At 62.9% G+C, this 21,385-nt stretch carries 20 protein-coding genes; 6 read left to right on the plus strand and 14 right to left on the minus strand.

Going from position 1 to position 21,385, the window contains the following annotated elements:
• On the minus strand, positions 1-360 hold the full coding sequence (locus tag ABDB84_RS15770) for an EamA family transporter (protein WP_345920713.1): 360 nt from the start codon (positions 358-360) through the stop codon (positions 1-3).
• Between the two features lie 178 nt (positions 361-538).
• Between ABDB84_RS15770 and ABDB84_RS15775 the strand changes: the two genes are divergently transcribed.
• Positions 539-1,384: an alpha/beta hydrolase gene (locus ABDB84_RS15775; RefSeq protein ID WP_345920714.1), complete on the plus strand. Its 846-nt coding sequence runs from the start codon at positions 539-541 to the stop codon at positions 1,382-1,384.
• Positions 1,385-1,634: 250 nt separating this feature from the next.
• On the opposite strand, the gene ABDB84_RS15780 is transcribed toward ABDB84_RS15775, so the two are convergent.
• The 7 genes from ABDB84_RS15780 to folD all read right to left on the minus strand — a co-directional run bounded on the left by ABDB84_RS15780 (position 1,635) and on the right by folD (position 8,570).
• Positions 1,635-3,005 carry an aspartate aminotransferase family protein gene (locus ABDB84_RS15780; RefSeq protein ID WP_345920715.1) on the minus strand — a complete coding sequence of 457 codons (1,371 nt, stop codon included), beginning with the start codon at positions 3,003-3,005 and terminating at the stop codon, positions 1,635-1,637.
• Positions 2,998-3,705: an MtnX-like HAD-IB family phosphatase gene (locus ABDB84_RS15785; protein WP_345920716.1), complete on the minus strand. Its 708-nt coding sequence runs from the start codon at positions 3,703-3,705 to the stop codon at positions 2,998-3,000. The genes ABDB84_RS15780 and ABDB84_RS15785 overlap by 8 nt, the downstream gene beginning before the upstream one ends.
• 165 nt (positions 3,706-3,870) lie before the next feature.
• On the minus strand, positions 3,871-4,830 hold the full coding sequence (locus ABDB84_RS15790) for an L-threonylcarbamoyladenylate synthase (RefSeq protein ID WP_345920717.1): 960 nt from the start codon (positions 4,828-4,830) through the stop codon (positions 3,871-3,873).
• Positions 4,827-5,747 carry a dienelactone hydrolase family protein gene (locus ABDB84_RS15795; protein ID WP_345920718.1) on the minus strand — a complete coding sequence of 307 codons (921 nt, stop codon included), beginning with the start codon at positions 5,745-5,747 and terminating at the stop codon, positions 4,827-4,829. Before ABDB84_RS15795 ends, ABDB84_RS15790 begins: the two co-directional genes overlap by 4 nt.
• Before the next feature lie 83 nt (positions 5,748-5,830).
• Positions 5,831-7,000 carry a 5-(carboxyamino)imidazole ribonucleotide synthase gene (locus ABDB84_RS15800; protein ID WP_345920755.1) on the minus strand — a complete coding sequence of 390 codons (1,170 nt, stop codon included), beginning with the start codon at positions 6,998-7,000 and terminating at the stop codon, positions 5,831-5,833.
• Between the two features lie 187 nt (positions 7,001-7,187).
• Positions 7,188-7,688 carry a 5-(carboxyamino)imidazole ribonucleotide mutase gene (purE, locus tag ABDB84_RS15805; protein WP_345920719.1) on the minus strand — a complete coding sequence of 167 codons (501 nt, stop codon included), beginning with the start codon at positions 7,686-7,688 and terminating at the stop codon, positions 7,188-7,190.
• Positions 7,689-7,700: 12 nt separating this feature from the next.
• The gene (gene folD, locus ABDB84_RS15810) at positions 7,701-8,570 is read right to left on the minus strand and encodes a bifunctional methylenetetrahydrofolate dehydrogenase/methenyltetrahydrofolate cyclohydrolase FolD (protein WP_345920720.1); all 870 of its coding nucleotides are present in this window, start codon (positions 8,568-8,570) and stop codon (positions 7,701-7,703) included.
• Positions 8,571-8,833: 263 nt separating this feature from the next.
• Between folD and ABDB84_RS15815 the strand changes: the two genes are divergently transcribed.
• Complete coding sequence (locus ABDB84_RS15815) at positions 8,834-10,465, plus strand: methyl-accepting chemotaxis protein (RefSeq protein WP_345920721.1); 1,632 nt, start codon at positions 8,834-8,836, stop codon at positions 10,463-10,465.
• 49 nt (positions 10,466-10,514) lie between these two features.
• On the opposite strand, the gene ABDB84_RS15820 is transcribed toward ABDB84_RS15815, so the two are convergent.
• From ABDB84_RS15820 to ABDB84_RS15830, 3 genes are read right to left on the minus strand one after another with little or no spacing between them, the layout of a single operon-like run.
• Complete coding sequence (locus ABDB84_RS15820) at positions 10,515-11,306, minus strand: ABC transporter ATP-binding protein (protein WP_345920722.1); 792 nt, start codon at positions 11,304-11,306, stop codon at positions 10,515-10,517.
• 4 nt (positions 11,307-11,310) lie between these two features.
• The gene (locus ABDB84_RS15825) at positions 11,311-12,132 is read right to left on the minus strand and encodes an ABC transporter permease (protein ID WP_345920723.1); all 822 of its coding nucleotides are present in this window, start codon (positions 12,130-12,132) and stop codon (positions 11,311-11,313) included.
• Positions 12,133-12,136: 4 nt separating this feature from the next.
• Positions 12,137-13,102: an ABC transporter substrate-binding protein gene (locus tag ABDB84_RS15830; protein ID WP_345920724.1), complete on the minus strand. Its 966-nt coding sequence runs from the start codon at positions 13,100-13,102 to the stop codon at positions 12,137-12,139.
• A gap of 224 nt (positions 13,103-13,326) precedes the next feature.
• Here ABDB84_RS15830 and ABDB84_RS15835 point away from each other — a divergent pair, with 224 nt between their 5' ends.
• The 4 genes from ABDB84_RS15835 (at position 13,327) to ABDB84_RS15850 (ending at position 17,169) form a co-directional block, all read left to right on the plus strand.
• The gene (locus ABDB84_RS15835; RefSeq protein ID WP_428715101.1) at positions 13,327-13,914 is read left to right on the plus strand and encodes a LemA family protein; all 588 of its coding nucleotides are present in this window, start codon (positions 13,327-13,329) and stop codon (positions 13,912-13,914) included.
• Positions 13,915-13,920: 6 nt separating this feature from the next.
• Entirely contained in the window at positions 13,921-14,685 is a 765-nt protein-coding gene (locus ABDB84_RS15840) for a TPM domain-containing protein (protein ID WP_345920726.1), read from the plus strand.
• Positions 14,686-15,186 carry a TPM domain-containing protein gene (locus ABDB84_RS15845; RefSeq protein WP_345920727.1) on the plus strand — a complete coding sequence of 167 codons (501 nt, stop codon included), beginning with the start codon at positions 14,686-14,688 and terminating at the stop codon, positions 15,184-15,186.
• Between the two features lie 204 nt (positions 15,187-15,390).
• Positions 15,391-17,169, plus strand: a complete 1,779-nt coding sequence (locus ABDB84_RS15850) for a putative bifunctional diguanylate cyclase/phosphodiesterase (RefSeq protein ID WP_345920728.1) — start codon at positions 15,391-15,393, stop codon at positions 17,167-17,169.
• A 68-nt stretch (positions 17,170-17,237) separates the two neighbouring features.
• Here ABDB84_RS15850 and ABDB84_RS15855 read toward each other — a convergent pair whose 3' ends face one another.
• From ABDB84_RS15855 to ABDB84_RS15865, 3 genes are all read right to left on the minus strand, one after another.
• Complete coding sequence (locus tag ABDB84_RS15855) at positions 17,238-20,060, minus strand: valine--tRNA ligase (RefSeq protein WP_345920729.1); 2,823 nt, start codon at positions 20,058-20,060, stop codon at positions 17,238-17,240.
• 157 nt (positions 20,061-20,217) lie between these two features.
• A complete protein-coding gene (locus tag ABDB84_RS15860) occupies positions 20,218-20,955 on the minus strand; it encodes a hypothetical protein (RefSeq protein ID WP_345920730.1) in 738 nt (245 codons plus the stop codon).
• Entirely contained in the window at positions 20,952-21,377 is a 426-nt protein-coding gene (locus ABDB84_RS15865) for a DNA polymerase III subunit chi (protein ID WP_345920731.1), read from the minus strand. The genes ABDB84_RS15860 and ABDB84_RS15865 overlap by 4 nt, the downstream gene beginning before the upstream one ends.
• Positions 21,378-21,385 lie beyond the last annotated feature (8 nt).

Genomic DNA, 21,385 nt, shown 5'->3' on the forward strand with positions numbered 1-21,385 from the left:
TCAGGCGCCTCCGACAATGGCGACGCCGACGGCGATCAGGCAGACGCCCAGCACGCGCATCGGCGAGAGCTTTTCGCCGAACAGCCAGCGGCCGGCGAGCATCACCACGACGATATTGATCATGCCCAGCAAGATGCCCTCGGCCAGCGGCACCAGGGACAGGAAGGCCAGCCAGACGACGAATTCGAATACGAAGCAGATCACGCCGACCCAGATCCACGGCCGTGCGGCCATGTGCAGCCAGCGCTGTTTGAGACTGCCACTGTCGGGGCTCATGGCGGCGGCCTTGAAGGCCAGCTGGCCACCGGCATCGAGCACGATGTTGAGCAGCCAGAGGGTGAAGATGATGCTCGATTGCATGGATTTCTGTATCGGTCTGCGCGCGCCAGCGGCTGTCACGTTCGTCGCCAGGCGGCGCCGTGTGGCAAGGATCTTCTGCAAGTGCACGCATGCGCGTAAAATGAATGAACTAGGGCCGATCTCGTCACTGCACGGGATGGCCGCGCAGTATCTCTCATCTTCCGGATTTCCTGTTCGAATGTCTCAAGCATCACAAGAATTTTTCCTGCCCGGTGGCCGCACCGGCGTATTGCTGATTCACGGTTTGACAGGCACTCCCAACGAGATGAAGCGCGTTGCACGTGATCTGCAGCGTGCGGGTTTCTCGGTCCAGGCCGTGCAGCTGGCCGGCCATTGCGGCACCGAGGCGGATCTGCTGGCGACCGGCTGGCGCGACTGGTTCGCCAGCGTCGAAGAGAGCGCCGAGCGCCTGCGCCAGCATGTCGATCATCTGTTCGTCGGTGGTTTGTCGATGGGCTCGGTGCTGTCGATGATGTACGCCATCGAGCATCCGGACAAGGTCGATGGCCTGGCGCTTTATGGCACCACCTTCTTCTACGACGGCTGGGCGATTCCGGCGACGGGGCGGCTGGCCTTCCTGCTGCCGATCTTCGACCGCCTGGGTATCGGCCGCAAGAAGATGTTCATGGAAACGCATCCCTTCGGTATCAAGAACGAGCGCATCCGGCGTTCCATCTCGGGCAGCATGCTCGGTGGCGACAGCGCCGCCGCGGGCTTGCCGGGCAATCCCTGGCCTTCGCTGGCCGAGTTCTATCGCCTCTCGCGTTATGTGCAGCGTCGTCTGCACGAAGTGCGCGTGCCCTGTCTGGCCGTGCATGCCAAGGAAGACGATGTGGCCAGCCTGCGCAATGTCGCGCTGATCGAAAAGCGCGTCTCCGCACCCGTCGAAACCGTGGTGCTCGACAACAGTTATCACATGGTGACGGTCGATCAGCAGCGCGATGTGCTGGCTGCGCGTTCGGTGGCTTTCTTCAATCGCGTGGTGACTGCATCGGGGGCAAGGCCGGCCGTCGTCGCTGCCTGACGCTGCAGCGGAATCAAAAATTTCGCAACGCCGTCGTTTCAGGCTGATTGCATTGTTGTAAGCCGATATTGAGACGCGAAGGGCGCGAAGAAACGCAAAGGTCCGCAAAGGAAGATGATTTTGTTTTCCTTGGCGGACCTTCTGTTTTTCTCTGCGGCCTTGGCGACAAAGATCCATCGCTAAAACCGCATAAGTCTTAACAAAAGGGCCCGCAATTGCAGGCCCTTTGTTTTGCTGGCGTCCGGATGGATCAGGCAGCCTTGACCTTGCGCAGCAGCTGGTCGAGCAGGGACAGACCGAGGTCGATCTCTTCGTAGCTGATGTGCAGCGAGGGCGCGAAGGTGATGACGTTCTTGTAGTAACCACCAACGTCCAGCACCAGGCCGATGCGCTTGCCCTTGTGCTCCAGCTCGCCAGCCAGGCCGATGTCGACCATCTTGTCGAGCATCGCCTTGTTCGGCGTGAAGCCGTCTTCCTGGCAGATTTCGGCGCGCAGGGCGAGGCCCAGACCGTCGACATCGCCGATTTCCTTGTGCGCTTTTTGCAGCTCACGCAGGCCGGCGAGGAAGTACTCGCCCTTCTTCATGACCATGGTTTCGTAGTCTTCCTCGGCCAGCATGCGCATGGTTTCGAGGCCGACGGCGGTGCCCAGCGGGTTGGAGGCGAAGGTCGAGTGGGTCGAGCCCGGCGGGAACACCGTCGGGTTGATCAGCTCTTCACGCGCCCACAGGCCGGCCAGCGGGTTCAGGCCATTGGTCAGCGCCTTGCCGAAGACCAGCACATCCGGCTGCACGCCAAAGTGTTCGATCGACCACAGCTTGCCGGTGCGGTAGAAGCCCATCTGGATTTCATCGACCACCAGCAGGATGCCGTACTGGTCGAGCACCTTCTTCAAACCCTTGAAGAAGTTCATCGGCGGAATGACGTAGCCGCCCGTGCCCTGGATCGGTTCGACGTAGAAAGCGGCGTATTCAGCCTGTTTGCCCTTGGGGTCCCAGACGCCGTTGTATTCGGTCTCGAACAGGCGGGCGAAGTCGGCCACGCACTTCTCGCCGTACTCTTCCTTGGTCATGCCCTTGGGGCCGCGGAAGTGGTAGGGGAAGGGCACGAAGTGCGCACGGTCACCGAAGTGGCCGTAGCGACGACGGTAACGGTAGCTGGAGGTGATTGCCGAGGCACCGAGGGTACGACCGTGGTAGCCGCCTTCGAAGGCGAACATCAGGCTCTTGCCGTTGGAGGCGTTGCGCACCAGCTTGAGCGAGTCGTCAATCGATTGCGAACCGCCGACGTTGAAGTGCACGCGGCCCTTGTAGCCGAACTTCTTCTGCGCGTCCTGGGCGACGATCTTGGCCAGTTCGATCTTGGTCGGGTGCAGGTACTGGCTGGCCACTTGCGGCAGGGTGTCGATCTGCTTCTTCAGCACCGCGTTGAGGCGCGGATTCGAGTAGCCGAAGTTGACCGCCGAATACCACATCTGCAGGTCCAGGAAGGGAATGCCTTCGCCGTCGTAGAGGTAGCTGCCTTCGCAGCGTTCGAAGATTTGCGGCGGTTCCGAGTAGTGGACGGTGTCGCCGAAAGAACAATACATGGCCTCGTCGGCCAACAGCTGTGGATCACGCATGGGGTCTCAGTTCCAGACTCTGCAGGGCAGATTGATGAATTTTTTCGCTGCTGTGCTTGAGCGCCGGCAGGAAATGGATGGCGTCGTCAAACCCGACGATGGGGACATGGTGCAGATTGTGGGCACGGCAGTGTTCGATCAGACGGTGCTTGGCGAACACGAAGTCTACATGTTCAGCGGCGCAAAAGTCCGATGCGCCGTCACCGACCAGCAAGGTGCGTTGCTGGGCCGTGCTGACCAGACGTGCGCGGGCGCATTTGCAGGTGCCGCTATCGACGCTGCAGCCGCTGGCGGCCCAGGGCGAATCGAGGCGCCAGCTGCGCGTGCCGGTCTGCGTCAGGTGGTTGGCGTAGATCGGCAGCGCTTCCAGGCCGTATTGGGAAAGGATGCGGCGAATGGCGTAATCGAGCCCGTCGCTGACCACGCAGATCGACCAGCCGGTGCGCTGCACGGCGTGCACGAAGGCCGGAAAGGCGGGGTCGATGCGGATATCGTCAATGGCCTCGTCCAGCTCGTCCAGGCTCATGTCGAGCAGGGAAACTTGCTGTTGCATGCACAGTCGTGAGCTAAGCTGGCCATCTCGCCATTTGTCCTCGATGGCACGCCAGCCCGGTCGGGCGAAGCGTTCGAGGATCACATCGGTTACATCTTCAACGGCGATCGTGCCGTCGAAATCACAAAGAATGCTCCAGGAGCTCACGTGGAATCGGCCAAAAAGTCCGTAATATAAAGTAAAAGGCCTTGCCCGTTTGAGGCTTTGTCGGGCGCAGACGCCTTTTGTCACATTTTTGTCGCTGTGTTCGTCTCTGTTGAATTTGCTGGATATGGCGTTTTTGCCTTGCTGGCGGCGCCCCGGCAGAGCGCCTCAATCCTTGCCCGATCCTGTGATGGCGCGGCCCAGGCGGTCGCGGATGGCGTCCCAGTCGCTGTCCGCAGGCAGGCTTTCGACATAGATCTGCCCTGCCTGGGCGGCGTCGAGTGCACGCAAATTGGCATACAGATTATGGGCGTAGGCACTGGCCCCGCCGCCGCTGTGGATCCAGCGCCCGGCGTGCGCTGGCGGCGCGGCCTGGCTGTGGCTGAGCACGGCGGCGCCGGCGGGCGCCTGCGACAAGGCGGCAGGGCTGAGCCATTGCATCGGCGTGCGCGGCGCGTAGTGCGCGGCGAGTGCGCCGGACACGCGCGGTGCATCCTCACGTGTCTGTGGCAGGCGCGGCGCGCGGCCGATGACTGCGGCGATGGCTTCGGCGCCGATCATGCCGGGGCGCAGGATGATCGGCTCGCCACGCGAGAGATCGAGAATCGTCGACTCGATGCCGACTTCGCAGTCGCCGCCGTCGAGGATCATGCTCACCGCCTCACCCAGCTCTTCGGCCACGTGCGCGGCGCTGGTCGGACTGATGCGCCCGAAGCGGTTGGCCGAGGGCGCCGCAATGCCGCCATTGAAGGCGCGCAGCAGGGCCAGGGCGACCGGGTGATCGGGCACGCGCAGCCCGACCGTGTCCTGCCCGCCGGTGACCGCATCCAGCACGTCCTCTTCCTTTTTCAGGATCAGGGTCAGCGGGCCCGGCCAGAAGGCACGCGCCAGGGCGATGGCTTCCTTGGGAATCTCGCGCGCCCAGGCGGTGAGCTGTTCGGCCTCGGCCAGATGCACGATCAGCGGGTGGTCGGCCGGCCGGCCCTTGGCGGCGAAGATCTTGGCCACGGCGTGCGGATTGGCCGCATCGGAGCCGAGGCCATAGACCGTCTCGGTCGGCAGGGCGACCAGTTCGCCCGCGCGCAGCAAGGCGGCCGCTTGGGCGATGTCGGCAGGGGTCGGGCTCATTTGAGGTGCTCCGCAAAAAAACGGCTCAGGCGTTGTTGGGCGTCTTCACGCGCCACCGGGTTGGGTGCGGTGGTCACGCCCTGGCCGGGATGGACGCCGTTCGGGACTTCCTTGCGCAGATGCGGGCCCTTGAGCGCCGGATTGTCGAAGTCGTGATAGGTCTCAGGATAGCTGTGGATCTGCATCGGCGCGCCGCGGGCACGCGCGGTCTCGGTCAGCGCCAGGCAGGGCGCGGCGGGCGTCCAGTCATCGGCCTCGCCGATCAGGATCAGCAGCGGCGCATAAGGCATGAAGCGCGCAGCTTGTTTGTTGCGCGTGCTGCAGCCCGGATAGAAGGCGACCGCTGCGGCGAAGCCGGCCATGCCTGCAGGTTTGCGCTGGAGGGTGTCCAAGGCCACGCCGGCGCCGTGCGACCAGCCCAGCAGGCCGATATGCTGCGTATCGACTTCGGCGCGCTCACGCAGGAAGCTCAGCGCCGCATAGGCGTCGCCAACGCGATCAGCCTCCTTGAGCGTGCGCTGGGCAAGCGGCGTGGTGCACAGTTCCTTGATGCCGCGTGCGCTGAAGCTGTCCAGCATCAGCGCCAGATAGCCCTGGCTGGCCAGGTATTCGCCCCACATCAGGTGGCGTGCATTGAGTTTGCCGGAGTTGGCGTAGGCGCCGCCGCAGCCGTGCATCATGACGACGGCCGGGTGCGGGCCCTGGCCAGTCGGTTTGAACAGGAAGGCTGTTAGGGGGGCGGGAGACGAGGAGAATGTGCCAACAGGAACGGCCACTTGTTCGGGCTCGATGGCTTGCGCAGCAGGCAAGGCCGACAGCGCCCAAAGCAGCAGCCAGACTGCGTAGGCTGGCTTAGCGGAGCGTAATCCGCCGGCCGCAAACAGTCGTGCCCGCAGGGCGCGCAAAATTGAATACATCAGGGCACGCGTTCCATTAAGCATTGGGCGAGGATTCGTCGACAAGTGAGGGGTTTAGCTGCGCTAAGCCACCCTAAGCAAGCTTATTCGTCCTTGATGCCAATGGCTGCGCGCGCCGCCATCGCGACAGCGTGCGCCTTGACCGGGTCGGCGTCGACCACGGTGAAGTGCCCCATCTTGCGACCAGGGCGGGCGTGATGCTTGCCGTAGAGGTGCAGCTTGAGATTCGGAATGCTCAGCAGACGCGACCAGTCCGGCTCGCGATACGCGCCGCAGCTGTCCGGCCCCGGCTGGCTGGGGTCGTACCAGATGTCGCCGAGCAGATTGACCATCACCGCGGCCGAGTGCGCGCGTGGGTCGCCCAGCGGCAGGCCGCAGAGGGCACGCACCTGCTGTTCGTACTGGCTGGTGATGCAGGCATCTACCGTGTAATGGCCGCTGTTGTGCGGGCGCGGCGCCATCTCGTTGACGTAGAGCGCGCCATGCGAGACGAAGAATTCAACCGCCAGGGTGCCGATGTAGCCAAGCTGCGCGGCGATATGTTCGGCCAGCTGCTGCGCCTGCTGCCGCAGTTGCGGGCTGCTGCTGCGGGCCGGCGCGATCGAAACATCGAGGATGCCCTTGGCGTGTGCATTTTCGGCGACCGGGAAACTCTGCGTGTTGCCCGCTTCGTCACGCGCCAGCACCACCGAGACTTCGTAGTCGAGCTGGAGCATCTGTTCGAGCACGCAGGCTTCCTGCTGGAAGGCCTGGAAGGCGGCGATGGCTTCCTCGCGGCTGGCGACGCGCGCCTGGCCCTTGCCGTCGTAGCCGAAGCGGGCGACCTTGAGGATGCCGGGGAACAGCTCCGCAGGCGCCTTGTGCAGATCGTCGAGGCTGTTGATCGCCGCGAAGGCTGCATGTGGCACGCCATTGCCCTGCAGGAACATCTTTTCCGCGACGCGGTTCTGGCAGATGCCGACGGCGTCGGCCGAGGGGCGCACCGGCAGGAACTTGGCCAGATAATCCAGCGTGGCGGCCGGCACGTTCTCGAACTCGGTGGTGATCGCCGCGCAGTGCTGGGCCAGCTGATCGAGCGCGCCGAAGTCTTCGTAGGCGGCGCAGAGATGGCGATCTGCCGCCTTGCCGGCCGGGCTGTTCTGGTCAGGATCGAGCACCCAGACCTTGTAACCCATCTCATGTGCGGCGAGGACGAAGAAGCGGCCCAGCTGACCGCCGCCGAGCATGCCGAGTGTGGCGGGAGGAAGAATGATGGTGTTCGTCAAAATCAAAACCCTTCACCGCAAAGGCGCAAAGAGGAAAAGAAAGGACCGCAAAGCAGGCTGAAATTCGCGCAAGGCTCAAATTGCGTCGCATTGGGATGCATGGGCTATTTTGTTGGTCTTTCTTTGCGGCCCTTTGCGTTTTCTTTGCGCCTTTGCGGTGAATATGTCTTGGTTTTTATGCCGGATCATCCAGTGTCATGTCCAGCACGCTCTGCGTCTGGCGCGCACGGAAGGCGTCGAGCATCAGTGCGACGCGCTTGTCTTCATTGGCCAGCATGGCGACGGCGAACAGCGCGGCATTGGCAGCGCCCGCTTCGCCGATGGCGAAGGTGGCGACCGGAATGCCCTTGGGCATCTGCACGATGGAATGCAGCGAATCCACGCCGGACAGCGCCTTGCTTTGCACCGGCACGCCGAGCACCGGCACCGGCGTCTTGGCAGCCAGCATGCCGGGCAGGTGGGCGGCGCCGCCGGCACCGGCGATGATTGCCTTGAGGCCGCGTTCGCGCGCGCTTTCGGCGTATTCGAACATCAGGTCGGGCGTGCGATGCGCCGAGACGACGCGGGCTTCGTAAGGCACGCCGAAGTCCTTGAGCACCTTGGCCGCCGCTTGCAGGGTTGGCCAGTCGGAATTGGAACCCATGACGATACCGACGAGGATGGCTTGATCAGACATGCTATTCCTTGATTAGCGGCTGGCCGCAGCGCGACGTGCGGATTCCAGGGTGTTGGCCAGCAGCATGGTGATGGTCATCGGGCCGACACCGCCGGGCACCGGGGTGATCAGCGAGGCGACTTCCTTGGCTGAGTCGAAATCGACATCGCCGCAGAGCTTGCCGGCATCGGGCCCATCCTGCAGGCGGTTGATGCCCACGTCGATGACTACGGCGCCAGGTTTGATCATGTCGCCGGTGAGGAACTTGGGCTTGCCGACGGCGGCGACCACGATATCGGCGCGGCGCGTGTGGAAGGCCAGATCCTTGGTCTGCGAGTGGCAGACGGTGACGGTCGCGCCTTGCGACAGCAGCATCACCGCCATCGGCTTGCCGACGATGTTGCTGCGGCCGATGACGACCGCTTCGGCACCCTTGAGCGGCACATTGGCCGACTCAAGCATCTTCATCACGCCCCAGGGCGTGCAGGGGTAGAAGGACTTGCGACCTTGCAGCAGCAGACCGAAGTTCTCGGCATGAAAGCCATCGACGTCCTTGGCCGGCGAGATCGCTTCGAGCACTTTGTTCTCGTCGAAATGCTTGGGCAGCGGCAGCTGCACGAGGATGCCGTGCACGCTGGGGTCGGCATTGAGCTCGGCGATCTTGTCGAACACCGTCTCTGCCGCGACATCGCTGGCATATTCAAACTTGAGCGAGCGGACGCCGGCTTTTTCGCAGGCGGCGACCTTGTTGCGGACGTAAACCGCCGAAGCCGGGTTGTCGCCGACCAGGAGAACCGCGAGGCAGGGCGTGACGCCTTGCGCGATCAGCGCGCTGGCGCCTTGGGCGATTTCGGCTCGAACTGTTGCGGCCAGTGCGTTGCCGTCAAGAATGCTTGCTGTCATGGCTGTGCGCCGTTTTTGGAAAACCGCACACTATACCCGTGCGCGTGCCGTGGGCAAAGCCTTGTTGTGGCGTTGGCAGGGCCTAAGTGCCTGAAGGCCAAGTGCTTTGATCGTCGCTCAGGGGCTCGCGTAAAGGCTTGAAAATTCTCCTCAAATATTTTCGGCGGGCGACGTTAATGCTTCACGGGCTCGCTTCCTGCGCACCCTCTTGCTTGTCATGCGCCACGGCGCCTGCTTTTCGAGCTTGTTCAGGAGATACAGAAATGTTCAGTCGCATCACGATCGCACAGCGCGTCGGTTTGGGGTTTGCATTCATGCTGGGGCTGATGATTGCCGTCGGCGTCGTGGGCCTGGTGGGCCTCAATCGTCAGTATGCGGAGGTGAAGTCCTTGCTGGCGCGCGATCTGAGCCTGCATCTCTCGATGCTTGAAGCGCAGATGCGCATCTCGAAGATGCGCCGTGATGAAAAAGACGTATTCCTGTCGGTCGGCATGCCGGCCAAGGTCAAGGAATACCGTGGCAAGTGGGGCAAGTCTTTCGACGCGGTCAATGATTCGCTCAACACCATCCGCGGCAAGGCCAGCGATGCCGAACGGCAGAAAATCGCTGACATGGATACCCAGCTCAAGGGCTATTACGCGGGTATGGATGAGGCAGTGGCGAAGATTGATGATGGCAGCTATGCCACGGCCAACGATGTGAACATGGCCTTCGAGCCGCAGAAGAAGCTCATGCAGGTCGCCCTGCAGTCGCTCACCGGGGTATCGGTGGAAGTGGCCAAGCGCGTGCAGAAAATCGATGAGGAACTCGACAGCATCCGCAAGCAAGCCAGTTCCTGGAGCATCGTGCTGATCCTCGCCGGGCTGGCGCTGGGCGCTGTGGCGGCCTGGCGCATCATTGTCAGCATCCGCCGCCCGCTGGCGCAGATGCAAAGCACCATCATGAACATCAGCACCACCGGCCACATCGGCAAGCGCATGCCGGTCGAGGCCAGTGATGAAATCGGCGAGACCTCGCGTGCCGTCAATCATCTGCTCGAAGGCATGAGTCAGATCATCGGTTCGGCCAATTCCAATTCGACCGAGCTGCTGCGCGCTGCGCGCGAGCTGGACAAGACCGCCGAGAAGATTGCCCAGGCATCGTCCTCGCAGTCGGCCGCTGCCGAATCCTCGGCCGCCGCCGTGCAGGAGATGACCAGCAGCGTGGCGCAGATTGCCGACAGCGCACGCACGCTGGAGCAGGAAACCGCTGATGCCTCGGTCACCGCCGGTGCCGGCGCACAGACCGCACGCCGTGCGGCGGAGGAGATCCAGCAGGTGGCTGACTCGATTGGCCGTTCCGCCGAAGTGATGCGCATGCTCGATCAGCGCTCCGGCGAAATCGGCGAGATCGTCATGGTGATCAAGGAGATTGCCGCGCAGACCAATCTGCTGGCGCTCAATGCGGCGATTGAAGCGGCGCGGGCGGGCGAGCAAGGGCGCGGCTTCGCGGTGGTGGCGGACGAGGTGCGCAAGCTGGCTGAACGCACCACCCTGGCAACCACCCAGATCAACGACAAGATCGAAGCCGTGCAGCGCGATACCGGCACCGCCGCCCAAGGCATGACGCACGCGAGCGAGATGGTGCTCAAGGGCGTCAGCTGCACGCAGGAAGTGGCCGCCGTGCTGCAAAACATCGAAGCGCTGGCGCGCAGCACAGCCCATCACATCGCCGATATCGCCGGCGCCATCCACGAGCAGAGCAGCGCCAGCCACGCGATTGCCGGCCACATCGAGCGCATCGCCAGCGTCAGCCAGGAGAATCGTGAGTCGGCTTCGGCTGCGCAGGCGCATTCGAGCGCTGTGTTCGGCGTCGCCGAACGGCTCGATTCCACCATCAAGCGCTTCACGGTCTGAGTCTTGTCGGGCCTGGCCGGCGCACCGGGCAGGCCAGAGCGGGCTTGCCTCAGTCAGCCGTCAGTCCGCTGAGCTCGGCATGGTCGTGTCTTTGCTGCTCTTCCATCACCAGCAGTGAGAGTTCGCGGCGCAGGGCGCTGAAGGATTCGGAGCTGGCGTCGCGTGGGCGCGGCAGTTCGACGACGACATCTTTCTTCAGTGTGCCCGGCCGGTAGCTGAGCACGATGATGCGGTCGGCGAGGAAGATCGATTCGTCGATGCTGTGGGTGACGAAGAGGATGGTCTTTTTCCACTCCGCCCAGATGCGCAGCAGCTCTTCCTGCAGGGTGCGCCGGGTCAGCGCGTCGAGCGCGCCGAAGGGCTCGTCCATCAGCAAGATTGGCGAGTCGAGCGCGAGTACGCGGGCAATCGCCACGCGCTGGCGCATGCCGCCGGAGAGATCCTTGGGATAGCGGTTGCGGAATTCGCCGAGCTTGAGCTTGTCGAGCAGGCTGTCGACCTTCTGGCTGATCTCGGCCTTGGGGACTTTCTTGATGCTCAGGCCGAAGGCGACGTTTTCGGCGACAGTCATCCAGGGGAACAGTGCGTACTCCTGGAACACCATGCCACGATCCGGCCCCGGCTCGCTGACCGTCTTGCTATCGACGAGGATGCTGCCGCTGCTGGGCAGCGAAAAGCCGGCGACGGCATTGAGCAGGGTCGATTTGCCGCAGCCCGAGGGGCCGAGCAGGCAGACGAACTGGCCTTGCGGAATCTCGATATTGATGTCGCGCAGGGCGACGACCTCGCTGTGCGCCGTCTTGAACACCTTGTCGACATGTTGAATGCTGATCTGCGTCATCGGCTCAGTGCTCCAGGCCGCGATGCCAGCGCAGCAGATAGTTGTTGAGGGCGCTCATCAGGGTGTCGATGGCCAGGCCGACGAAGCCGATCGACAGCATGCCGGCGATGATCTTGTCGGACCAGAAGTACTCACGCGCTTCGAGGATGCGGAAGCCCAGACCATTGTTCACGGCGATCATCTCCGAAACGATGACGACGATGAAGGCGGTGCCCATGCCGATGCGCGCGCCGGAGAGGATGTAGGGTGTCGAAGCGGGCAGGATCACCCGCGTGAACATCGTCAGCTGATTGGCGCCGAGATTGCGTGCGGCGCGCAGGTAGATGCCGTCGACATGATGCACGCCGGCAATGGTATTCATCAGGATCGGGAAGAAGGCGCCGATGGCGATGAGGAAGATCGCCGGCGGGTTGCCCAGACCGAACCACAGGATGGAGAGCGGAATCCAGGCAATCGGCGGAATCGGGCGCAGCACCTGCACCAGCGGGTTGAACAAGCCATAGACGCGGCGGCTGGCGCCCATCAGCAGGCCCAGCGGCAGCGCCAGCACGGCGCCAATCGCAAAGCCGACCAGCACGCGGTAGAGGCTGCCGATGGCGTCCTGGATCAGCTCGCCGGAGAAATACCAGGCCAGCCGGCTGCCTTGCGCCGGATCGTAGGGCACCAGCGGCGTCGCGTACTGATACCACTTGGTCAGTACCGCCCAGGGCGAGGGTAGAATCTGCGGTTTGGCCCAGCCGAGGCTGGACGCCGCCTGCCAGAGCAGGATCAGCGCCAGCGGCACGATCAGGCCACGCAAGCTGTTTTTCAGGCGTGAGGCAGGCATCGCGTCATTTCACTCCGAGGGATTTTTTGGCGTTGTCGAGCAGATCGAGCTTGACCCAGTCCTTCGCGACCGGCGGATTGCTGAGCTTGCCGACACCGTATTTGACCATCATGTCGGTGGTGAGCTGGATGTGCTCGACGCTCAGGTCATACGAGAACGGGCTGTTGCCAATGGCATCCTGGTAGTCGTCGGAGCTGATCTGATTCTTGAACATCGAGGCGCGCACGTAATTCTCGGCGAGCTTGGGGTCGTCCATGAACAGCTTGGTGGACTGCACGAAACACTTCATCAGCTTTTCAGCGAGCGGCTTGTTGGCGTAGAGCTTTTCAGTCATCACCAGCGCGCGGATCGGCTCGCCCAGCGGCGTGTCATAGGGCTTGAGCAGCTCGACGCCCCAGTTGAGATTCAGCGCCTGCGAGGCTTGTGGTTCGGATTGCACCATGGCGTCGATCTGCTTTTGCATCAGCGCCTGGTTGAGGTCGGTGAAGGGCAGATAGACGATCTGCACGTCCTTGCCCGGCTGATCGGACCAAGTCAGGTTGTATTTGGCCAGCTCGGCAACCAGCAGCAGTTCCTGCGCACCGCCACGCGCCACGCCGACTTTCTTGCCCTTGAATTGCTGCACCGACTTGATGCCCGAATCCTTGCCGACCACCACCCGCGCGCCGCCCTTGGCAAAACCGGCAACGGCGAAGATCGGCGCGCCCGCTGCGCGACCGGCGACGGCCGCATCGGCTGCGCTGGCGGCCAGGTCGATCTCGCCAGCGATGATCGCCGGCACGATGTCCAGGCCCTTGGCGAACATGCGTTCCTCGATCTTGAAGCCGCATTTGGGCGCCAGTTCCTTGAGGTAGGATATTGCACCGTAATGGGCGAAGCGCAGATTGCCGAGACGGATGGTTTCCTGCGCGGAAACGCTGAAAGAGACCAGCGCGGCGACGGACACAACGAGGGTGTTGAGCAGCTTCATGGTGTTCTCCTGATGATGGCGGGCGGCACCCTGTCGTGGCCATGCTGGCATCCGGGTGCTTGCGTGGGTGTTGTTGGCTGATTTGAAAGCAATTCCCCGACCCGCACCAGTTGCGGCAATCCACAATCTGCGTGGCAGGCTGCGCGTATGATGAGAGTCTCGCCGCGCTTGCAGCGAGAGCGAATGCACTGTTATTGCCCTGTCAGGAGGAATCAATGCTGAAGATGCGCGTGTTGTTGCTGGCCCTGTGTCTGAGTCTGCTCAGTGCATGCGGTTACAACGATATCCAGATCAATGACGAGGCGGTGAAGTCCTCGTGGGCCGAGGTGCTCAACCAGTACAAACGCCGCGCCGATCTGGTGCCCAACCTCGTCAACGTGGTCAAGGGCTATGCCGAGCACGAGAAAGAGGTGCTGATCAAGGTCACCGAGGCGCGCGCCAGTGTTGGCAGCATCCAGGCGACCCCCGAGCTGGCCAATGATCCGGAAGCGCTGGCGCGCTTCGAGAAGGCGCAAGGCAGTCTTTCCAGTGCCCTGTCACGGTTGATGGTGATCAGTGAGAACTATCCACAGCTGCAGGCAAATGCCAATTTCCGTGACCTGCAGGCGCAGCTCGAAGGCACCGAGAATCGCATCACGGTGGCGCGCAACCGCTTCATCAAGAGCATCGAGACCTACAACATCGGCGTGCGCACCTTCCCGAATAACCTGACGGCGATGGTGATGGGCTACAAGCCCAAACCCAGCTTTACGGTGGAAAACGAGGCGACCATCAGCAATGCGCCGGCCGTCGATTTCGGCAGCAAGAAATAAGCGCTGATGCTCAGCCTGCTGCGCAGCCTGATTGCCGTTTGCCTGCTGTCTGTCGCTTGCCTGGTGCAGGCGCAGGTCGCCGTGCCGCCTGTGCAGGGGCGTGTCACCGACACCACCGGAGCGCTGTCGGCCGAAGCGCGCCAGGATCTGGACGCGCGCCTCGCGGCCATCGAGACGCAGAAGGGTAGCCAGGTCGTCATCCTGCTGGTGCCGAGTACGCAGCCCGAGGATCTTGCCGCCTTCGGCATTCGTGTTGCCGATGCCTGGAAGATTGGCCGTGGCAAGGTTGATGACGGTGTGATCCTGCTCGTCGCCTTGCAGGACCGCAAACTGCGCATCGAGGTCGGGCGCGGCCTGGAAGGCGCGATTCCCGATGCCATCGCCAAGCGCATCATCAGCGAAGACATCGCGCCGCATTTCAAGCAGGGCGATTTTCATGGTGGCTTGGCGGCCGGCGTTGATCGCATTGCCGAGCGCATCGGCGCTGAACCCTTGCCGCCGCCTGCCGCTGCCAAGCATGACGAGGTCTCTTCGCTCGGGCCGATTGCCTTGATCGTTCTGGTCGTCATCATCATGGCCTTGATCAAGCTGTTCGACATCGGCGGCAGTGGCTACCGTACTGTCTCGCGTCGCGGGGCGCGAAGTGGCGTCTTGCCCGGCGGCTTCAGCGGTGGTGGCTTTGGCGGCGGCTGGGGTGGTGGTAGCGGAGGCGGAGGCTTCAGCGGTGGCGGCGGTGGTTTTGGTGGCGGTGGCGCCTCGGGAGGCTGGTAGATGAGTAAGCTGAACAGACTCTGGCGGCATCTGTGGGCCGGCGAGCGCGAGGCGCGCCGAGCCTTTTCGCCGGCCGCGCTGCAGAGTATTGCCGACGCCGTGGCGGCCTCCGAACGCCTGCATCGTGGCGAGCTGCGCGTCGTCATCCAGGGTGGCCTCGGTTGGGCGGCGCTGCGTGGTGTGCCGGATAGCCGCGCGCTGGCGCTGGAACAGTTTGCACATCAAGGCGTGTGGGATACCGCCGAGAATTCCGGCGTGCTGATCTATGTGCTGATGGCCGAGCACAAGCTGGAGATCCTTGCCGACCGTGGCATCCACGCCCGTGTGCCGCAAGCGCAGTGGGATCTGATCGCGCAGCTGGCGACGCAAAGCTTCGCACAAGCTCAGCATCTCGCCGGCTTGATCGCTGCCGTCGAAGCGATCAGTGCCTTGCTCGCGCTGCATTTTCCGGCGCTGGAGGGCAATGACAACGAATTGCCCGACGCGCCGCTCCGTTTCTAGCGCTGAACGCCTGTCCTGTGGTTTACCGCCGGCTTGCTACCCGCATGGGTATTCAAGTCGTGGGGTTTTTGTCACGATATAGCTGCAGAATCCTCGTGGGCGCGTGCTGTCCTCTGAGTGCGTGCTCGTGTGGCGGGATTTGTGTCATTGCTGCTGCACAGGCGGTGCAGTGCTTGAGCACATCTTGTGCAGAGTTTGGAGCCTATGTCTTTCAGTAATGACCAGAACCGACTTCAGCTGGCGCTTGAGGCTGCCGGCCTGGATCTATGGGAAAACGACCTTGCCACCGGCAAGGTGACCTATCCTGCCCGGCGCACCTTGCGCGAACTGGGCTATGTGCTCGATGAGGCGGTGGACCAAATCGCGTTCTGGCTGTCGATCGTGCATCCGGATGACCGGCCCGGCATCGACGCTGCGCTGCTGGCCTACAGTGAGGGGCGTGTAGAGAACTATCGCAGTGAATTCAGGCTGCGCAGCGTCGACGGGCGTTGGGTCTGGTTCGCCAATTACGGCAAGTTCATGGGGACGTCGGACGAAACCGGGAACACACGCTTCATCGGCGTCACCTTCAATATCGATGATCGCAAGCAGCGTGAGGAGGAGCTCGCGCGCATCAACAGCCTGCTATCGATGCAGAACCAGCAGCTGGACCAGATGAACAAGCATCTGGACGTGCTGTCGACCACCGATCCGCTGACCCGCCTGCATAACCGCCGTGCGCTCAATGACCGCCTGCAGTGCCTGGTGGGTGAGGGCGCGCAGCCCTTTGCCTTGTTGTTTGTCGATCTGGACGACTTCAAGAAGGTGAACGATCTCTACGGTCACGATGTGGGCGACACGCTGCTCTGCCTGGTGGCGCAGCGTCTACAGGCCTGCATCGACGCCAGCGAACTGATTGCGCGCTTCGGCGGCGATGAATTCGTCTTGCTGTTGCATAGGCGTGACGCGGATGCGTCGGCCTTCCGCGCGCGACTGGAGGCCATCTGCCAGCGCGTGCTTGGCATCCTGGCGCAGCCCTATGTGGTGGGCGAGCTGCAGCTCAAGGCCTATGGTTGCATTGGTCTCGCCCGCTTTCCTGAGGACGGCGGCAGCGTCGAGCTGCTCAGCAAGCGTGCCGACATCGCGCTCTACCAGGCCAAACGTGAGGGCCGCAATCTCTACCGCTTTTTCGAAACAAGCATGGAGACCGAGCTGGAACGGCAGGATCGTGTCGAGAAGGAATTGCGCGTCGCACTCACGTCGCGTCAGCTGGAGCTGTACTACCAAGTCCAGGTGGATCGTCAGCAGCGGCCGGTAGGGGCCGAGGCGCTGCTGCGCTGGCATCACCCGACGCGGGGTTTGCTGCTGCCGATGAGTTTTCTGCCCGATGCGCTGGCCTGCGGTCTCAGCCACGACATTGATTACTGGGTGCTCGACACGGCCTGCGCCACGCTGGGGGCATGGCAGCGTGACGCCCAGCTTCGAACACTCAGTCTCTCGGTCAACATCAGTGCCCAGGCTTTCGAGCATCCCGCCTTTGTGGCCACCGTCATCAACTTGCTCGATAAATACCAGCTGGCGCCGGGCAAGCTGTGTCTGGAAGTGACCGAGCACGTGCGCGCACGCTCCTTCACGGATGTCGCGCGGGTGATCGATCAGCTGCGCGCACGCGGGGTGTGCTTCGCGCTGGACGATTTCGGCACCGGTTATTCCTCGCTGGAGAGCCTCAAGCATCTGGGCTTCGACCAGATCAAGATCGATGGCAGCTTTGTCAGCGATGTCACCACTAGCCGCGTCAGTCAGGCGGCCGTGTCAGGCGTGGTCTCCATCGCTGCGGCGATGGAATTGCCGGTCCTGGCCGAGTGGGTGGAGCAGCAGGATCAGCTCTCGCTGCTGTGCCAGCTGGGCGTTGATTGCTTCCAGGGCTATCTGTTCGGCAAGCCTGTGCCGCAGGATGTGTTGGAGATCAGCTTGCTTGCGGCGCTGCAGCCGGCGGGCGGATAGCACAAGGGCCGCAGAGATCTCCTTGCGGATCTCTCTGCGGCCCTCGCGTGTAGTGCCGGAGGCCAAAATCAGCCGAGGCGGCTGAGCTGCTCGCGCAGTTTGTCCAACGTAGACTTGAAGTCGGCAAGGCGCTTGCGCTCGGTGTCTACCACCGCCGCCGGTGCGCGTGCAACGAAGCCCTCGTTGGCGAGCTTGACATCCAGCTTGCCGACTTCGACCTCGATGCGGGCGACTTCCTTGCCAATGCGTTCGCGTTCGGCGGCGACGTCGATCTCGATCTTCAGCATGCATCGGAAGTCACCCACCACTTGCACCGGCGCCGGCGATTGCGGCAGTTCGGCGCCGACGGCTGTGACTTCGCTGAGCTTGGCAAGCGCGGCCAGATAGGGCCCGTAGAGCTTGACCGTGGCCTCGTCGCCGGCGACCAGCAGGGGCACCTTTTGCGCGGGCGACAGGTTCATCTCGCTGCGCAGGCTGCGGCAGGCGTTGATGATCTCCTTGAGCTGGGCGACCTTGGCTTCCGAGGCCTCGTCGATGCGTGTCGGCTCGCAGGTGGGGTAGGGCGCCGTGCCGATGAAATCAGTCTTCTTGCGATCCGCAACCACGGACACCGTTTGCCACAGCTCTTCGGTGATGAAGGGAATCAGCGGGTGAGCGAGGCGCAGGATGGTTTCGAGCACGCGCACCAGGGTGCGGCGTGTGCCGCGCTGCGTAGCTTCGTCGCCGGTGTTGATCTGCACCTTGGCGAGTTCCAGGTACCAGTCGCAGTACTCATCCCACACCAGTTCGTAGATCGCGCGTGCGGCGAGGTCGAGACGGTATTCCTTGAAGTGCTGCGCCATCTCGGCTTCGGCGCGCTGCAGGCGGCTGGTCATCCAGCGATCGGCGAACGAGAAGCTGAGGTACTGACCATCGCAAGCATTGACTTGGTGGTTATCGAGGCCGCAGTCCTTGCCCTCGCAATTCATCAGCACGAAGCGCGTGGCGTTCCACAGCTTGTTGCAGAAATTGCGGTAGCCGTCGCAGCGGTGCAGGTCGAACTTGATGTCGCGGCCGGGCGAGGCGAGCGAGGCAAAGGTGAAGCGCAGCGCGTCGGTGCCGAAACCGGGAATGCCTTCCGGGTATTCCTTGCGCGTCTTCTTGGCGATGCTCTCGGCTTGCTTCGGGTTCATCAGGCCGGTGGTGCGCTTGGCGATCAGATCTTCCAGACCGATGCCGTCGATGAGGTCGATCGGGTCCAGCACATTGCCCTTGGACTTGCTCATCTTCTGGCCTTCCGCATCGCGGATCAGACCGTGCACATAGACGTGCTTGAACGGGATTTTCCCCGTGATGTGCTTGGTCATCATGATCATCCGGGCGACCCAGAAGAAGATGATGTCGAAGCCGGTGACCAGCACCGAGGAGGGCAGGTAGAGGTCCATCGCTGGGTTGGATTTCTCCGGCCACTCGGGTGTCCAGTCAAGCGTCGAGAACGGCCACAGGGCGGACGAGTACCAGGTGTCGAGCACGTCATTGTCGCGCTTGAGATTGCCGCTGTAGCCATCCTTGGCGGCCAGCGCCTTGGCTTCCGTTTCATCGTGGGCAACCCACACGCGGCCGTCTTCCGAATGCCAAGCGGGAATCTGGTGGCCCCACCACAGTTGGCGCGAGATGCACCAGTCCTGCAGGTTGCGCATCCACGAGTAATAGGTATTGACCCAGTTTTCGGGCACGAATTTCACTTCGCCCGACTCGACGACTTCGATAGCCTTCTGGCCAATCGACTTGCCGTCCGCGCCGGGCTTGTTGACGGCGACGAACCACTGGTCGGTGAGCATCGGCTCGATGACCACATTGGTACGGTCGCCGCGCGGCACTTGCAGCTTGTGCGGCTTGATTTCGCCGAGCAGGCCCAGGGCTTCGAAGTCGGCGACAACCGCTTTGCGCGCGTCGAAGCGATCCAGCCCCTGGTACTTGGCGGGCGCGTTGTCGTTGATCTTGGCGTCGAGCGAGAGGATGGAGATCATCGGCAAGCCGTGACGCTGGCCGACCGCATAGTCGTTGAAGTCGTGCGCCGGCGTAACCTTGACGCAGCCGGTGCCGAACTCCTTGTCGACGTAGTCGTCGGCAATGATCGGGATCTCGCGATCACACAGCGGCAGCGAAATCATCTTGCCGATCAGGTGCTTGTAGCGCTCGTCTTCCGGATGAACCATCACGGCGGTGTCGCCGAGCATGGTTTCAGGACGCGTGGTGGCAACGGTCAGCTGGCCGGAACCATCCGCGAGCGGGTAGTGCAGGTGCCACAGCTTGCCGTCTTCTTCCTCACTCACCACTTCGAGGTCGGACACGGCGGTGCCCAGCACCGGGTCCCAGTTCACCAGGCGTTTGCCGCGATAGATGAGGCCTTCGTTGTAGAGACGCACGAAAGTTTCGGTGACGATCTTCGACAAACCGGCGTCCATCGTGAAGCGCTCGCGGCTCCAGTCGGGCGAGGTGCCGAGGCGGCGCATTTGCTTGGTGATGGCACCGCCGGAGTATTCCTTCCACTCCCACACCTTCTCGATGAACTTCTCGCGGCCCAGATCGTGGCGCGAAACCTTCTGTGCGTCGAGCTGGCGTTCGACGACGATCTGCGTAGCGATGCCGGCGTGGTCGGTGCCCGGCTGCCACAGGGTGTTGTGGCCGCCCATGCGGTAGTAACGGGTCAGCGCATCCATGATGGTCTGGTTGAAACCATGACCCATGTGCAGGGTGCCGGTCACATTCGGCGGCGGCAGCAGGATGCAGAAGGATTCGTCAGCCGGCTTGCTGGTGTCGAGACCAGCGCCGAAGTAACCGGATTGTTCCCATTGTGGGTACCAGCGCGACTCGATATCGGCCGGTTCAAAGCTCTTGGCAAGTTCCATTGGGGCTAAACGCAGTAAAGCGTGTAAATGCTTGGGAACCGGCGATTATACCGGTGCGCGAAAAGTCTCACCGCAAAGCTGTCAAGGAAAGCCCCGCGAAGTGTTTGAATCCCTTGGCGGCCCTTTGCGTTCTCTTTGCGCCTTTGCGGTGAAGTGCTTACTGAGGCTTGCTGTCGAGCAGGGCAGAGAGCTTGTTGGAGATTTCCGGCAGCAAGGTTGCGCGCATATGCGCGGCGGTATTGGTGCGCAGACGCTCTGCGATGGCCTCGAACTCGCTGGCCACCAGATGTGGCAGTTCGCGCGCCAGCCAGCCGTCGATGGCCTGGGTGATGTAGGCATCGAGCTCGATCAGGCGCTCCGAAAAATGCAGGTTGAGCGTCTGTTGCGCCTCGCGGCGGGCGTTTTCGATCTGCTCCGCAGGCGCGACCTGGCCCAAGGCCTGTGCTTCCGCCTGCGCTTCATTGCGGCCCTGAGTCTGGCCTTCGGCAAAGCCCAGGGCGCGGCCGCGTGCGATAGCGGCTTGCAGCATCGCGCTCTGCGACGTGATGAGCTCCTGGCGCGCGCGCTCGATGCTCTCCTGAACCATCTTCTCCTGCTGTTGCAGCAGTTCCTGGCGGGTACGGTCGACGGCTTGTTTGACCATCACCGATGCTTGATCCTGGCTGAGGCCGATCACCACCGTGTGGCGCGCTTCAGCCACCGGTGGGATGTCGACATCCGCTTCGCCCCTGAAGGCCTGCGGTGGCGGCTCGACGATCTCGGTGAGCAGCGGCAATTCCTCGGAGCCGGAGCTGACACCATCGACGCGGTTGCGGCGGATCAGCGCATCGGCCTTGCCCAGTAGCTGGTCGGCCATGTCGGGATCCTGCTCGTGCTCGGACTCACTTGGGTTCATGCGCGCTGGGCCAGGTCATGGGCGGTGATGGTGTGCCCCGCCCGCTTGAAGCTTTGCCAGCGCTGGCGCGCCAGCTGGCGGTCGGCCTCGTCGGTGGAGACAATCTCGATCAGCATGCCGAAGGACTCGAATCCTTGCGGCGGCGTGTCGGCCAAGTTGAGCAGCACATCATGATGCGCGGCATTGTCCAGATCGCTGGCGATGACCACTGGCGTACGCGGTGCCAGCGGCGAACTGGCGGCGACATGCGGCACGAAGGAGAGCGCCTGGCCGGTCCACAAGAGCGCGTCAAAGCGCCGCGCCAGCTGCGTATCCGGCGCATGGACGAGAATGCGATGGCCCTGACGGACCGCCTTGCTGGTGATCGAGCAGGCGGTCGTCAGGCGGTCCGGCGCATTGAAGTAGAACTTGATTTCGCTCACGGGCGTGC

The organism is Uliginosibacterium sediminicola, from assembly GCF_039631295.1.
GTDB classification, from domain to species: domain Bacteria; phylum Pseudomonadota; class Gammaproteobacteria; order Burkholderiales; family Rhodocyclaceae; genus Viridibacterium; species Viridibacterium sediminicola.

Bases quoted from the DNA above. Each gene is read 5' to 3' on its own strand.
- ABDB84_RS15770 (WP_345920713.1), bottom strand. From the start codon at position 360: ATGCAATCGAGCATCATCTTCACCCTCTGGCTGCTCAACATCGTGCTC.
- ABDB84_RS15775 (WP_345920714.1), top strand. From the start codon at position 539: ATGTCTCAAGCATCACAAGAATTTTTCCTGCCCGGTGGCCGCACCGGC.
- ABDB84_RS15780 (WP_345920715.1), bottom strand. From the start codon at position 3,005: ATGCGTGATCCACAGCTGTTGGCCGACGAGGCCATGTATTGTTCTTTC.
- ABDB84_RS15790 (WP_345920717.1), bottom strand. From the start codon at position 4,830: ATGAGCCCGACCCCTGCCGACATCGCCCAAGCGGCCGCCTTGCTGCGC.
- ABDB84_RS15795 (WP_345920718.1), bottom strand. From the start codon at position 5,747: ATGTATTCAATTTTGCGCGCCCTGCGGGCACGACTGTTTGCGGCCGGC.
- purE (WP_345920719.1), bottom strand. From the start codon at position 7,688: ATGTCTGATCAAGCCATCCTCGTCGGTATCGTCATGGGTTCCAATTCC.
- folD (WP_345920720.1), bottom strand. From the start codon at position 8,570: ATGACAGCAAGCATTCTTGACGGCAACGCACTGGCCGCAACAGTTCGA.
- ABDB84_RS15815 (WP_345920721.1), top strand. From the start codon at position 8,834: ATGTTCAGTCGCATCACGATCGCACAGCGCGTCGGTTTGGGGTTTGCA.
- ABDB84_RS15820 (WP_345920722.1), bottom strand. From the start codon at position 11,306: ATGACGCAGATCAGCATTCAACATGTCGACAAGGTGTTCAAGACGGCG.
- ABDB84_RS15825 (WP_345920723.1), bottom strand. From the start codon at position 12,132: ATGCCTGCCTCACGCCTGAAAAACAGCTTGCGTGGCCTGATCGTGCCG.
- ABDB84_RS15830 (WP_345920724.1), bottom strand. From the start codon at position 13,102: ATGAAGCTGCTCAACACCCTCGTTGTGTCCGTCGCCGCGCTGGTCTCT.
- ABDB84_RS15835 (WP_428715101.1), top strand. From the start codon at position 13,327: ATGCGCGTGTTGTTGCTGGCCCTGTGTCTGAGTCTGCTCAGTGCATGC.
- ABDB84_RS15840 (WP_345920726.1), top strand. From the start codon at position 13,921: ATGCTCAGCCTGCTGCGCAGCCTGATTGCCGTTTGCCTGCTGTCTGTC.
- ABDB84_RS15845 (WP_345920727.1), top strand. From the start codon at position 14,686: ATGAGTAAGCTGAACAGACTCTGGCGGCATCTGTGGGCCGGCGAGCGC.
- ABDB84_RS15850 (WP_345920728.1), top strand. From the start codon at position 15,391: ATGTCTTTCAGTAATGACCAGAACCGACTTCAGCTGGCGCTTGAGGCT.
- ABDB84_RS15855 (WP_345920729.1), bottom strand. From the start codon at position 20,060: ATGGAACTTGCCAAGAGCTTTGAACCGGCCGATATCGAGTCGCGCTGG.
- ABDB84_RS15860 (WP_345920730.1), bottom strand. From the start codon at position 20,955: ATGAACCCAAGTGAGTCCGAGCACGAGCAGGATCCCGACATGGCCGAC.